The organism is Undibacterium sp. Ji50W (assembly GCF_049340445.1).
GTDB lineage: Bacteria > Pseudomonadota > Gammaproteobacteria > Burkholderiales > Burkholderiaceae_D > Undibacterium.
In genome coordinates this window covers 953,931-967,348 of sequence record NZ_JBMPOX010000001.1, presented here as the reverse complement: position 1 = coordinate 967,348, position 13,418 = coordinate 953,931, and the positions used below count along the sequence as shown (strand labels likewise).

General features: G+C 51.4%; 11 protein-coding genes. 5 read left to right on the top strand and 6 right to left on the bottom strand.

What is annotated here, in order from left to right:
- Positions 1-14 precede the first annotated feature (14 nt).
- On the bottom strand, positions 15-1,703 hold the full coding sequence (gene recJ, locus ACO0K9_RS04110) for a single-stranded-DNA-specific exonuclease RecJ (RefSeq protein ID WP_422982037.1): 1,689 nt from the start codon (positions 1,701-1,703) through the stop codon (positions 15-17).
- On the bottom strand, positions 1,700-2,701 hold the full coding sequence (locus tag ACO0K9_RS04105; protein ID WP_422982035.1) for a hypothetical protein: 1,002 nt from the start codon (positions 2,699-2,701) through the stop codon (positions 1,700-1,702). The genes recJ and ACO0K9_RS04105 overlap by 4 nt, the downstream gene beginning before the upstream one ends.
- Positions 2,702-2,787: 86 nt before the next feature.
- On the opposite strand from ACO0K9_RS04105, the gene ACO0K9_RS04100 reads away from it, so the two are divergent.
- The 5 genes from ACO0K9_RS04100 to ACO0K9_RS04080 all read left to right on the top strand — a co-directional run bounded on the left by ACO0K9_RS04100 (position 2,788) and on the right by ACO0K9_RS04080 (position 8,951).
- Positions 2,788-4,044, top strand: coding sequence for a lipoprotein-releasing ABC transporter permease subunit (locus ACO0K9_RS04100; protein ID WP_422982033.1), 1,257 nt, complete (start codon positions 2,788-2,790; stop codon positions 4,042-4,044).
- Positions 4,037-4,738 (top strand): lipoprotein-releasing ABC transporter ATP-binding protein LolD, encoded by a 702-nt coding sequence (lolD, locus tag ACO0K9_RS04095; RefSeq protein WP_422982031.1) that lies wholly within the window; start codon positions 4,037-4,039, stop codon positions 4,736-4,738. Before ACO0K9_RS04100 ends, lolD begins: the two co-directional genes overlap by 8 nt.
- A 13-nt stretch (positions 4,739-4,751) precedes the next feature.
- On the top strand, positions 4,752-6,110 hold the full coding sequence (locus ACO0K9_RS04090) for a hypothetical protein (protein ID WP_422982029.1): 1,359 nt from the start codon (positions 4,752-4,754) through the stop codon (positions 6,108-6,110).
- Between the two features lie 5 nt (positions 6,111-6,115).
- On the top strand, positions 6,116-6,847 hold the full coding sequence (locus ACO0K9_RS04085) for a polysaccharide deacetylase family protein (protein ID WP_422982027.1): 732 nt from the start codon (positions 6,116-6,118) through the stop codon (positions 6,845-6,847).
- A 217-nt stretch (positions 6,848-7,064) separates the two neighbouring features.
- On the top strand, positions 7,065-8,951 hold the full coding sequence (locus ACO0K9_RS04080) for an MFS transporter (protein ID WP_422982025.1): 1,887 nt from the start codon (positions 7,065-7,067) through the stop codon (positions 8,949-8,951).
- Positions 8,952-9,031: 80 nt separating this feature from the next.
- On the opposite strand, the gene ACO0K9_RS04075 is transcribed toward ACO0K9_RS04080, so the two are convergent.
- From ACO0K9_RS04075 to ACO0K9_RS04060, 4 genes are all read right to left on the bottom strand, one after another.
- Positions 9,032-10,744, bottom strand: a complete 1,713-nt coding sequence (locus tag ACO0K9_RS04075; protein ID WP_422982023.1) for a PhoH family protein — start codon at positions 10,742-10,744, stop codon at positions 9,032-9,034.
- A 116-nt stretch (positions 10,745-10,860) separates the two neighbouring features.
- Complete coding sequence (locus ACO0K9_RS04070; RefSeq protein ID WP_422982021.1) at positions 10,861-11,343, bottom strand: peroxiredoxin; 483 nt, start codon at positions 11,341-11,343, stop codon at positions 10,861-10,863.
- Positions 11,344-11,379: 36 nt separating this feature from the next.
- Positions 11,380-12,315 carry a polysaccharide deacetylase family protein gene (locus ACO0K9_RS04065; RefSeq protein WP_422982019.1) on the bottom strand — a complete coding sequence of 312 codons (936 nt, stop codon included), beginning with the start codon at positions 12,313-12,315 and terminating at the stop codon, positions 11,380-11,382.
- 11 nt (positions 12,316-12,326) lie between these two features.
- Positions 12,327-13,367: a bifunctional UDP-4-keto-pentose/UDP-xylose synthase gene (locus tag ACO0K9_RS04060; RefSeq protein WP_422982017.1), complete on the bottom strand. Its 1,041-nt coding sequence runs from the start codon at positions 13,365-13,367 to the stop codon at positions 12,327-12,329.
- Positions 13,368-13,418 lie beyond the last annotated feature (51 nt).

Sequence of the window (13,418 nt, the reverse complement as noted above, 5' to 3'; positions counted from 1 at the left end):
GGCCACGTCCGCTTTTACTCTATATGTTCCACCATCAACTGCACCCTGGTAACACCATTGTATTCATTCGCATCCAGGCGGAAAGCGACATGCACGTTTTCAGGCAGGGTATCAGTGTGCCCAAACCAGATGGCATCGTATCTTTGCTTGTTCTTTTCCAGCACCAGTTTTAAATGACGTTCTTTTAAAACCCGCTGGGATACCAGCCGGAAGTCATCGCAAAAAATCGGTGGTGGAAAACCTTGGCCCCACACTTGCGTATCAAGCAGGCGAATAAAATCGGTCGTGTAGTAGGCATCTTCCAGCGGGCCATCGGTTTCGACCGTGCGCTCCAGTTGGTGCGCCTGCAACCAGTTTTTGCCCACTGCTTCAAACGCTTGCTGGAAAGCTGGAAAATCTTCTGCGCGCAAGGTCAGGCCAGCCGCCATGGCATGCCCGCCAAACTTTTGTATCAGGCTGGGCGCATGTTTGGACACCAGATCAAGCGCATCGCGCAGATGAAAACCGGGAATGGACCGGCCAGAACCTTTGATGAGGCCATCACCACCCGGTGCAAAGGTGATGGTGGGGCGATAAAACTTGTCTTTGAGGCGGGAGGCGACAATGCCAATGACGCCCTGATGCCAGCTTTCATCAAATACGGTAATGGTATTGCTGTCTTGTGGCTGGAAATCATCCAGATGCAGCAGGGCGACATCCTGCATTTCGCGCTCTATGTCTTTGCGGTCGGCATTGATGGCATTCAGTTCTTGCGCAATTTGCCAGGCACGGCCTTCGTCATCGGTTGTCAGGCACTCTATACCCAGGGCCATATCGGCCAGGCGACCGGCGGCATTCAGGCGTGGGCCAAGGGCAAAACCCAGGTCAAACGGGCTGGCATTGTGTGGTTCGCGTCCGGCGACGCGAAACAGGGCAGCGATACCGGCGCACATGCGGCCTGCGCGCATGCGTTTCAAACCTTGTGCGACCAGAATCCGGTTATTGGCATCCAGCTTGACGACGTCGGCAACGGTGCCTAGTGCCACCAGGTCAAGCAAGGTATCCAGTTTGGGCTGGTTTTGCTGATCAAACACCCCGCGCTGGCGCAGTTCGGCGCGCAAGGCCAGCAATACGTAAAACATGACGCCGACGCCCGCCAGGTTTTTGCTGGGGAAACCGCATTCCGGCTGGTTGGGGTTCACAATGACGGCCGCATCGGGCAGACTGTCGCCTGGCAAATGGTGGTCTGTGACGACCACTGCAATACCCTGGGCATTGGCAGCAGCAACGCCATCCACACTGGCGATGCCATTGTCGACGGTGACAATAATGTCGGGCGATTTCTCTTTGATGGTCAAGGCCACGATTTCCGGTGTCAGGCCATAGCCATATTCAAAGCGGTTCGGCACGATGTAATCGACCTGTGCACCCAGCATGCGCAAGCCGCGCAAGCCCACGGCACAGGCGGTGGCACCGTCACAGTCATAATCGGCAACGATCACAAGTTTTTTCTTTTGCGCGATGGCATCTGCCAGAAATTGGGCGGCATGCGCTATATGCAATAATCCGGCAGGTGCCAGCATGGCATTCAGCTCGGTACTCAAATCCTTGTCTCCCGTCGCGCCGCGTGAGGCATACAAACGTGCCAGAACCGGATGCAGCCCGTTCTGACGCAACATTTCAGATTCCCGGAAAGGGCAGGGGCGAGTGGTAATGCGTGTCATGATTTGGCGATGGAAAACAAATGGTGTAAAGAAGGTTTGACCCAGAATTTGCGTAAGGACCAAGGCGTCAGACTGAAACTTGCGATACTGCGGGCATCGGTAAACAACAGGTCCAGATGAGTGATTTTTTTATTTTTCAAGGCAAGCATGGCGGGAGAAAACCAGTTTTTCTCCATCACATGTATTTGCTCCAGCCATAAGCCCCAGTCATTGTTGATGGCGGCTTCTGTCAGATCAGGCAACAGCACCGTGGTTTTTGCTTGCCCGCTATGGCTTGCGTCCTGCCAGTTAGAAAAATCGGGAGCGATCACTGCTTGTCTGCTCGACGGAAGAGTCTGATCTGCTCCGCAGGATAGCCACACTGAATTGATCACTTTGTCACCACGCATTTCACGTGCTTCATTGATGGCGTGGCCAAACCACAGCATCTGGATTTCATTTTGCAGCTTGCGCCAGGCACGTTCATGTTCGCCCTTGGGCATCCAGATATCAATATTGTGACCGCAGGCAGCATCCATGGTCGCGGTCTGTAGCGCTGACCAGTCATCTGCCCGCAAAAACCAGGTTTTGGCATCGCCATATAGCAGTGTCAGGCCGATTTCTTCAGAACAGCTACGGGCGATGTCGAACAGGGTGCGTGCTTCTTCTTCAGAAAACTCCAGCCGACGCTGATCTGTCAGCACCAGATGATCCCTTGCAATATGTATATGCACAGGCTGCAGGGTGAACCAATAACCGGCATCCACTGTCAGACCACATGCCCGCAAGGTGTTCCAGCTGTTGGCTGGACTATTGACATTGTTTTCTGGCGGAAACTGGTCAGACAGCCAGTATTCATGGGCAAGTGCAGGGGAAAATGCGTCTATTGTTTGTAGATGGGGGCTACCGCCACCGGCGATCAGGGCCGCCAATGCGGGCGTGTGCATTTCCTTTAACAGGTCTTTTGCAAGGCCGGCAGGTGGGATGCCGAAGGGGATAATCAGTTCTAAATGGCTCATATCTCTGTATTGTATGGCAAACGTGTGGCAAACTGCTGGCTGCCGTATCTTAATGAACTTAATGAACTCAATGAAGTGAACTTGTAGTGAAAAATCTTTCTTTCGAATGGCTGGTTGGCCTGCGCTATACCCGTGCAGGGCGGCGTAGTGGCCGGAACAGTTTTATTTCTTTTATTTCGCTGATCTCCATGTTGGGCATCAGTTTGGGCGTGGCCGCGATGATTATCGTGATTTCGGTCATGAACGGTTTTCAAAAAGAAGTCCGTGACCGCATGCTGTCAGTGCTGGCACATATAGAAGTGTTTGATGCCAGCGGTGCTTTGCCGGACTGGAAATCAACTGCGCTGGAAGTGCAAAAAAACAAGGCAGTCACAGGCACGGCACCCTATGTGGATGGCCAGGCCATGATCATTCGTGAAGATGTCATGCGTGGCGTCATTTTGCGCGGTGTGTTGCCGGAGGAAGAGCCCAAGGTATCGGACGTTGCCAGCAAGGTTAAATATGGCAAATGGGCAGATTTAAGGCCGGGCGAATTTAATATCGTGCTGGGTGTGGCGCTGGCAAACAGCCTGCATGTACGCATCGGTGAAAAAATCACGCTGGCAGCTCCTGAGGGGCAGATGACCCCGGCAGGCATGGTGCCGCGCCTGAAGGCCTTTAATGTGGTGGGTATTTTTGAGGCCGGTCACTATGAATATGATTCGGGTATGGCTTTCATGCATATTGAAGATGCACAAAAGTTTTTCCGCCTGAATGCACCTTCCGGCCTGCGCCTGCGCATACAAGAAATGCTGAAAGCACCCCAGATCGCCCTGGAATTGTCGCGCAGCCTGTCTGGTGACTTGCTGATACGTGACTGGACGCAGCAAAACAAGACGTATTTTGCCGCCGTCAAAGCAGAAAAAACCATGATGTTCATTATTTTGACGCTGATCATTGCGGTTGCTGCTTTCAACCTGGTGTCGACGCTGGTCATGACAGTGACAGAAAAACAGGCGGATATTGCCATCATGCGCACTTTGGGCGCTGCACCTTCATCCATCATGAAGATATTCGTGATCCAGGGTGCCATCGTGGGTCTGTTTGGTACCTTGCTAGGTGTCGGGGCCGGTCTGCTGGTGTCTTTCAATATTGATGTGATTGTGCCTTTCATAGAACACATTCTGGGGATACAGGTACTTTCCAAGGAGGTGTATGTGATCAGTAAATTGCCATCCGATGTGCAATTGCTGGATGTCGTGACCATCGCTTCAGTCTCTCTGGTGTTGGCTTTGCTCGCCACTATTTATCCTAGCTGGCGCGCTTCCAGAACCAAACCTGCGGAGGCTTTGCGTTATGAGTAATCCCAATTTACAGCCGGCAGACAGTATTTTGTCGTGCAATCAGTTGAGCAAGGTATTTGCAGAGGGGCCGGACTCGGTCAAAGTATTCAGCGATATCAATCTGAGCATCTACAGGGGCGAACGGGTGGCCATCATCGGCGCATCCGGTTGTGGTAAATCGACTTTGCTGCATTTGCTGGGTGGCCTGGATACGCCGACACAAGGCAGCGTCATACTGCAAGGGCAGAATTTTGCCAGCATGAATGAAACCACCAGGGGCAATTTGCGCAATCAGTCACTGGGTTTTGTGTACCAGTTCCATCATCTGTTGCCGGAATTTTCGGCACTGGATAATGTTGCCATGCCGCTCATGATCCGACGCATGAAACGTGCTGATGCGCAGCAGGCAGCTCAGTTGATACTGGAAAAAGTCGGCCTCGGCCATAGGCTCAAACATGTTCCTGGTGAATTGTCAGGCGGCGAAAGACAGCGCGTAGCGCTGGCGCGTGCCCTGGTGACACAGCCCGCATGCGTGCTGGCAGATGAGCCGACCGGCAACCTGGATGGCAGCACGGCACAACAGGTATTTGCATTGATGCTGGAACTGTCACGCACTTTAGGTACGGCCTTCGTGATCGTCACCCATGATGCGGAACTGGCTGGCCGTTGCGATCGGGTGTTCCGCCTGTCTGGACATGGTTTGCAACTTCAATAAGAGAGGCAGAAAAGTGAAAGGCAAAGCATATCGCTCACTTCATTTTTCTGGCAATCATTGTGCTTGCTTGCTGACAGGTTTGCTGTCTGCCGCTGCACCACCGGTTTTTGCTGCGGATACGGTAGAGCTGGTGTTGCAATTGGAAACCTCGCTCACCAGCGATTCGAATCCATTCCGCTTTTATGAGCAGCCGCTTAATCCTGACCCTGCCACTATCCCGGATGCCACTAACACGCCTGCGGGTATCAAGACACGTGAACGTGATACGGTCAAAGGCGGCGACCTACGTGCCGGTGTCATTATCCCTTTGCTGTCAGAGCGCACGCGGCTGACGCTGACCGGTTCTCTGGGCAACCGGTTTTACAAAAACTATAAAGACCTGGATCATCATATCGTCGCTGGTGATGCCAACCTGGAATGGGCCGCAGGCCAGATTTTCAACGGGCACCTGTCCGCGGGTAAAGAAGACCGGCTTTTTCAGTACATCAATGGTACTTTCACTGACAAAGATATCTCGCATCAAAAACGGGCCTCTGCCGATGTGAATATGAAATTCACGGATGAATGGTCTTTGAATCTCAAAGTTGACAGGGCAGCGCTGAATTACGATTTGCTTGTGAATCAGCTATACAATTTTGATGAACGTGGCCGCCAGTTCAGTGCCCGCTATTACTCGCCGACCGGCTCCAGCGTAGAAGTCGGTACGCGGCTATCGGATAGCAATTTCCCTGACCGTAATGCCCAGGAGATTGCTGACCTGGATCAGTCATATAAAGAATCCGAAGTATTTCTCGACGCGGAATGGCGTTATAGCAGCAAGTCTGTCACCAGCACGCATCTGGGCATCATACGCCGTCGCTACGACAATTTAACCGACCGCGATACCAATCTCTTCAATGCCTTGTGGCGCGGCACTTATCATTATTCGCCGAAGTTAAGACTGGATCTGCAACTGTGGGACCGGCCTTTCACTATCGTTGACCGGTCTGTCCTGTACGTGATCACCAAGGCCCTGCGTTTCGACGCCCAGTGGAAATATTCGGACAAGTCGCAAATGAATTTCTCCACATTACTGCAGAATAGCGATAACGTATTGGTGCCACGACTGGCAGGTCTGAATGATGGATCGTCCCGTAAAGAACAGTTGCTGCGCGTCGGTTTTGGCGGTGCTTATGAGTTCGAACGTGGCTTTCGTGTGGTGCTGGACAGCTTTTATGAAAAAGTCCGGCGCGAATCGGATGGCATCAACCTGAAGCAGGCGGTTATCAAGCTGGGGCTGGAATATACTTACGAAAATTTACCGGGGAGTAGTTCACGCATGGGCTTGAAACGTTATCAGCATTCCCTTAGCGCTTCGGACAGTTTACGCTGATTAATATGGGAATAGGTCCAAGACTCAGTCGTTTTGCCGCACGCCATCTGGGATGCCGCTGGTTGCCCTTGAAAAAAGGCCGGGGCGTGGTCAGCTTCAGCTTCGATGACGTGCCCGCCAGCGCCTGCCATTTGGGGGCGGTGTTGCTGGAGTTGTACCAGGCGCGTGGTACTTTTTATGTTTGTGGTGGCCTGACCGATGGCGTCGAGCAAAATCAGCCCTGTCACAGTGTCGACGATTTGAAACGCCTGATCGAAAATGAACATGAAGTCGGCTGTCACACGTTTTCACATACCAATTGTGCAAACACTTCTGCTGCTGACCTGGCTCATGACTGGGAGCGCAACCAGGCTTTTTTCCAACAACATGGTATTCACAACCAGGGATTTGCTTTTCCCTTCGGTGCGTATGACCTGGGGAGCAAACTGGCTGCTGCCAAACGTTTTTCCTATTCCCGTATCACCGGTGGCGGTACCCAGACTGGCCGCGCTGACCTGTATGCCTTGAAGGCACAGGCGCTGTATTCTTCCAAGACCAATGTGGACGAACTGCATGCCTTGATCCAGCATACGGCGAAGGAGGGCGGGTGGTTAATCCTGTATTCTCATGAAGTCAGCGACCATCCCGGTCCGTGGGGAACCAGCCCGGCTTTACTGGAAACGGCATTGCGCCTGGCCACCCAGGAAGGTTGTCATCTTTTGCCTGTGCATAGGGCGATTGATTATTTTCTTTCCTGAGCAACACGCCTTGGGTAAGACAAGTTTTCTGGTAATTGAGCTTGAGTATTTCACAATCTTGCGGTATTAATCTGAGGGTTTACGCAAAATCGTTACAGCAAGGTGTAGCGACGAAGACAGTACAAATAGTACGAGTAGTACGGCGAGGAACTGCAACGCAGTTGGGGTGGTTTTGCGTAAGTCCTGAATTTTAACTTTTCGGTAACCGACATTATCCATGAGCCAACATAGCCAGTTCACCCTGCTGACACAGCGCCGCTTTGCGCCTTTCTTCTGGACGCAATTTCTTGGGGCATTCAATGACAATGTGTTTAAAACGGCCTTGCTCACCATCCTGACCTATGATGCGCTGACCTGGACCGATATGGACATTGGCTTGCTGAACAATCTGATTCCCGGATTGTTCATCCTGCCATTCGTGCTGTTTTCCGCCACATCGGGGCAACTGGCCGACAAGTTTGAAAAAGGCATGATGGCGCGGAATGTCAAATTGTTGGAAATTGTCATCATGCTCATCGCCGCCACCGGCTGGATGACACACAACTTGTGGTTGCTGATTGCGGCGGTAGCCGGCATGGGCATTCATTCCACGCTGTTTGGTCCGGTCAAGTATGCTTACTTGCCCCAACATTTGAAAACCGATGAGCTGGTGGGTGGTAATGGCCTGATAGAAATGGGGACCTTCGTCGGCATCTTGCTGGGTGAAATCCTGGGTGCCTTGCTGGTCGTGCACAAACCCTGGGGTATAGAACTGGTAGCCGGTGGTGCGATTGTCATCGCCATCATGGGTTATTTGACCAGTTTGCGCATTCCTGATTCACCTGCGCCTGAACCTGAACTGGAAATCAACTGGAACCCGGCGACAGAAACCATCCGGAATATCAGCTTCAGCAAACAGAATCGCCCGGTATTCTTGTCGCTGCTGGGTAATTCGTGGTTCTGGTTTTATGGTGCCATCGTATTGGCGCAATTTCCCTTATATGCCAAAAATTATCTGCATGGTGACCATAGCGTCTTTGTGTTGTTGCTGACTATATTTTCTTTCGGTATCGGTGCCGGTTCTCTGTTATGCGAAAAATTATCCGGCCATAAGGTGGAAATTGGTCTGGTACCGTTTGGTTCCATAGGCTTGTCTGTATTTGGGTTTGATCTGTATCTGTCCAGTGTCGCCTATACCAACACGGCAACGGTGACCATGCAGACCTTCCTGCAACAGGCTGGCAGTCTGCATATTTTGTTTGATATTACGCTGATAGGTATTTTTGGTGGCCTGTATATTGTTCCCCTGTTTGCTTTGATACAGACACGTTGCGACCCCAAGCATTTATCCCGCACCATCGCCGGCATGAATATCCTGAACGCCATCTTCATGGTGGTAGCTTCACTGGCGGCGATGATGATGTTGCAAAAAGGCTTCACGATCCCGCAAATCTTTATGGCTACCGCGATTCTGAACGCAATCGTCGCGGTGTATATATTCAGCCTGGTGCCGGAATTCCTGATGCGTTTTATCGCTTGGCTGCTGATACACACGATATACAAGGTCAAAGGTGTCAATACTGACCGGTTACCAGACGAAGGTGCAGGCATACTGGTGTGTAACCATGTTAGTTATATGGATGCGATCGTGATCATGGCATCCAGCCCGCGTCCGGTTCGCTTTGTCATGGATCACCGTATTTTTAAAATTCCATTTTTGTCCTGGGTGTTCCGGACAGCGAAGGCAATTCCTATCGCTCCTGGCAAGGAAGACCCATGGTTGATGGAAAAAGCCTATATCGATGTGGCCCAGGCTTTGCATGAAGGTGAGCTGGTCTGCATTTTCCCGGAAGGCAAGCTGACAGCGACAGGCGAATTGAACGAGTTTAAAGGTGGCGTCATGAAGATATTGGAACGTACGCCGGTTCCCGTCTACCCACTGGCCTTGCGCGGTTTGTGGGGTAGTTTCCTGTCGCGCGACAAAAGCAATCCTTTTGAACGTGCCTTCAGTCGTGGCCCGTTTTCCAAGCTTGAACTGGTCGTGGGTGAGGTGATGCAGCCGGCAGACATCACACCGCAGATCTTGCAGGAAAAGGTCAGTCAGTTGCGTGGTGAATGGAAGTAAAGGCAGTTTCATTCAGGTGAATCAAAAAAAATGGCGCATATAATATATGCGCCATTTTTTATTACTGCAGAAAGAACGAATTACAAGATTTCGCTCGCGTGATCGGCGAGGCGGGAACGTTCGCCACGCGCCAGTGTGACATGGCCGCTATGCGCCCAGCCTTTGAAACGATCCACCACATAAGTCAGACCACTGGAGCCTTCGGTCAAATAAGGTGTATCTATCTGTGCGATATTACCCAGGCAGATGATCTTGGTGCCGGGGCCGGCACGTGTCACCAGGGTCTTGACCTGTTTCGGCGTCAGATTTTGTGCTTCATCGATGATCAGGAACTTATTGACAAAGGTACGTCCACGCATGAAGTTCAGAGACTTGATCTTGATCTTCGAACGTATCAGGTCTTGCGTCGCTGCACGACCCCAGTCACCGGCATCATTGTCTGACTTGTTGAGCACTTCGAGGTTGTCATCAAAGGCACCCATCCATGGCGACATTTTTTCTTCCTCTGTACCTGGCAGGAAACCGATGTCTTCGCCTACCGGCACCGTCACGCGAGTGACGATGATTTCATTATAGGTTTTGGTTTCCAGTACCTGCGCCAGGCCTGCTGCCAATGCCAGCAAGGTCTTGCCGGTACCGGCCTGACCCAGCAGGGTGACGAAATCGCATTCCGGATCCATCAACAGATTCAGTGCAAAGTTTTGCTCGCGGTTACGTGAGGTAATGCCCCAGACGCTGTGCTTGATATGGCCATAATCGCGCAAGGTCTGCAGCACGGCAGTTTTACCATTGATCTGCCTGACCTGACCGTAGAAAGAAGCTTCACCGTTCTTGGGTTCAAGATAGACAAACTGATTTACCAGCAGGGAAGGGATGACCGGCCCGGTGATGCGATAAAAAGTCGTGCTGAGACCATTGCGGTTTTCTTGCCAGGTTTCTATGCCTTTGCCATGCTTGTTCCAGAAGTCATCGGGCAATTGCACGATGCCGGAATACAGCAGGTCAGAATCTTCCAGTACATGGTCATTGAAATAATCTTCTGCTGGCAAACCCATGGCGCGCGCCTTGATGCGCATGTTGATATCTTTCGATACCAGAACCACCGGACGGCCAGGCATGTCTTTTTCAAGTGCAGTGACGACACCCAGGATCTGGTTGTCAGCCTTGCCTTTAGGTAGGCCTACCGGCAATTCGCCGGATTGCAACTTGGTCTGGAAATACAACTTTCCTTTGGCATCCTTGTTGCCCAATTTGGACAGCAAGATACCTTTTTCGATATCGTGGTGGTCAATATCACCTACCAGCGCATCCAGTGAACGGGATACCTGACGTGCATTGCGTGCTACTTCAGACATGCCTTTTTTATGATCATCCAGTTCTTCCAGCGTGATCATGGGCAGGTAGATGTCATGCTCTTCAAAGCGGAACAGGGATGAAGGATCATGCATGAGCACATTGGTATCCAGCACAAACAGCTTTTTGACACCGGATTTGTCCGCAGCACGGCTGGTGCCAGATTTCACGCGGGTGTCTGGCAACTTGCTTTTGGCAGCGGCTGGCGGTGCAGCTTTGACACTGATAACTGGTGCCGGTCTTTCTGCGGCGGGCCTGGCCGCAGAAATAGGGGTAACCGTGTTTTTCTTTCTTTGAGGAGCCTGGACAGCTTCTACAACTTTGATTTTCTCTGGCGTTGCGGATTTTATTGTTTTGGCTGGTTTGCCTTTTTCTGCTTTGGGATAATCTTTAGGCGAAAGCAGTGCTGCTGGTTTGGTCGGCATTTTTGGCAATGGCATGAAAACCTCAATCAAAAAGTGAGAGCTGAAAAGTTAAAAGCCGCTAAGGACATACCAGCATTGCTGCTGGCACTGTCTTTCGCGGCTTTTATCAAGAGTAATTCTGGAGTGTTCAATTAAGTTTGGGCGCTCACAAATTCGAGTACTTCATCAACGTGTCCTGCTACTTTGACTCCACGCCATTCTTTCACTAATTTACCGTTGCCGTCAATCACAAATGTGCTGCGTTCGATGCCACGTACCTGTTTACCGTACATGTTTTTCATTTTCATGACGTTAAACAGGGTACATAAAGTCTCGTCCGGGTCGGAAATCAGGTCGAAGGGCAGAGCCAGTTTACTCTTGAAACCCTCGTGCGAGCGCAGGCTGTCGCGGCTGATGCCAAGCACTTCGGTATTTGCCTGTTGCAATTGCGCATACAGATCACGAAAAGCAATGCTTTCCGTTGTGCAGCCAGGGGTGTTGTCTTTTGGGTAAAAATAAATGACGATTTTTTTACCCAGATAGTCAGTTAAATGAAACGTTTTGCCGCCTGTCATGGCAGCGGAAAATTCTGGTACCTGGCAATTTAGTGCAGAGGGGGTGTCAGCCACTGTCATCTCCTTGGTTAGGGGTGGAGAAATGTTGCTGACGGACTAGATCAGGGCGACCAATTCTCCGGAGCGACCTGGCAAGCTTGCCCACGATAATGGGCGTACTGGTAATTCACTATCCTTGATGGACTGATAATAGTCCGCCATGGAGATGCATCGATATCCCTGCTTGTGCCAGCCTGTCAGCAATTCCTCGAATATGGGGGCAAGTTTCTGTCCTTCAAGCTCTGCATGCAGAGTAAATACATGATCTTTTGGAATCGCTGTCAATTTAAGGATGTTGGCAGCGATATTTGACTCGGAAATGACCAGTCCGTTAATGTCGCGTCCCAACAACTCATCCAGAGTGGGCAGGGTAGTCGGCATCTGTATGCACGCGCGCACTGTACCATCGGTTTGCAAGCGATAGGGGCCGGCTGCCGGGTCTTGCAGGCTGCCATCGTCCTTCAGCATGGCCCGGCCATCGGACGCATACTGCATGCCGAACTGGTCGAGCTGGGCAAAGGCGTGTGGATTCATTTGCCAGCCAGCGGCACCGTGGGTTTTGGGTGTGTCGCCAAAAATCTGCTGGAAGCGTTGATGTGCCTGCTGCATCTGGTCTCGTGTCCAGTCCAGCCCGCGCTGGCGTACATTGTCTTGCCAGACCACGTGATCCCAGGTGTGTATGCCGCATTCGAAACCGGCATCGCGTACGGCCTGCATTTCTTTCGTGCAACTACCTATGTCTGGTGCAGGCAGCAATACGCCATACATCAGGGTTTTCAAGCCATAGTGCTCAAGTACTGAGGTACGCGATACCTTTTGAAAAAAACCAGGACGGAAAGCGCGGCGCAAGGCCCAGCCGGTGTGGTCTTTTCCCAGTGAGAACAGGAAAGTCGCGCCAGCCTGGTGTTTTTTCAGCAGGCGTACCAGATTGGGTACGCCTTCCCGGGTGCCACGAAAGGTATCGACGTCGATCTTGAGAACGATGGTAGGCATGTAATACCGGTTTAGTCCATCAAGGCGCGTGCTTCGGCTACCTGACTGCGGTAGGCGTCGAAAATATTGCGCATGGTGTCGGGCATGGTCGTGACCGGTTTCCAGCCCAATTCTTCGCAGGTGTTGGTGATTTTAGGCACGCGGTTCTGTACGTCTTGATAACCCTTGCCGTAGTAGGCAGCAGAAGTGGTTTCAGTCAGGGAGACTTTTTTCGCAGTTTCTGCATATTCAGGATACTCGGCCGCCAGATCCAGCATCATGTGCGCCAGTTCACGGATGGAGAAATTATTGATCGGGTTGCCGATGTTGTAGATTTTGCCAGTGGCGACGCCATTTTTATTGTCGATAATGCGCATCAGAGCATCGATACCATCGTCGATATACGTGAAAGCACGTTTTTGCGCGCCGCCATCAACCAGGGAAATATTTTCACCGCGAACGATATGACCAAAGAATTGCGTCACGACGCGTGAGCTGCCTTCTTTCGGTGTATGGATATTGTCCAGGCCAGCACCGATCCAGTTAAATGGGCGGAACAGGGTGAAGTTCAGGCCTTCCATGCCATAACCCCAGATCACGCGGTCCATCAACTGTTTGGCGCAGGAATAAATCCAGCGTGGTTTGTTGATCGGGCCGCAGATGAGTTCAGATTCTTCCGGATCAAATTCTTCGTCATGGCACATGCCATAGACTTCGGACGTGGATGGGAACACCAGATGCTTGCCATACTTGGCAGCAGAACGCACGATAGGAAGGTTGGCTTCAAAATCCAGCTCAAACACGCGCAGCGGCTGTTTTACGTAAGTGGACGGTGTGGCAATCGCTACTAGTGGCAGGATGACATCACATTTCTTGACATGGTATTCCACCCATTCTTTATTGATGGTGATGTCACCTTCAAAGAAATGCATGCGTGGATGATTGATCATGTCGCCCAAACGCTCGGTTTGCATGTCCATGCCATACACTTCCCAATCTGTGGTTTCCAGGATGCGCTTGGACAGATGGTGACCGATAAAACCGTTCACGCCGAGAATAAGGACTTTTTTCATAGTGAGTTCTTCTTAAGTAAATGTTGCTTGTCAGTTCAGAATTTGCAATTA

What these genes read in the sequence shown, in the direction of transcription:
- ACO0K9_RS04080 (WP_422982025.1), top strand. Translation starts at nt 7,065, where the DNA reads ATGAGCCAACATAGCCAGTTCACCCTGCTGACACAGCGCCGCTTTGCG.
- ACO0K9_RS04105 (WP_422982035.1), bottom strand. Translation starts at nt 2,701, where the DNA reads ATGAGCCATTTAGAACTGATTATCCCCTTCGGCATCCCACCTGCCGGC.
- ACO0K9_RS04085 (WP_422982027.1), top strand. Translation starts at nt 6,116, where the DNA reads ATGGGAATAGGTCCAAGACTCAGTCGTTTTGCCGCACGCCATCTGGGA.
- ACO0K9_RS04065 (WP_422982019.1), bottom strand. Translation starts at nt 12,315, where the DNA reads ATGCCTACCATCGTTCTCAAGATCGACGTCGATACCTTTCGTGGCACC.
- recJ (WP_422982037.1), bottom strand. Translation starts at nt 1,703, where the DNA reads ATGACACGCATTACCACTCGCCCCTGCCCTTTCCGGGAATCTGAAATG.
- ACO0K9_RS04060 (WP_422982017.1), bottom strand. Translation starts at nt 13,367, where the DNA reads ATGAAAAAAGTCCTTATTCTCGGCGTGAACGGTTTTATCGGTCACCAT.
- ACO0K9_RS04075 (WP_422982023.1), bottom strand. Translation starts at nt 10,744, where the DNA reads ATGCCATTGCCAAAAATGCCGACCAAACCAGCAGCACTGCTTTCGCCT.
- lolD (WP_422982031.1), top strand. Translation starts at nt 4,037, where the DNA reads ATGAGTAATCCCAATTTACAGCCGGCAGACAGTATTTTGTCGTGCAAT.
- ACO0K9_RS04070 (WP_422982021.1), bottom strand. Translation starts at nt 11,343, where the DNA reads ATGACAGTGGCTGACACCCCCTCTGCACTAAATTGCCAGGTACCAGAA.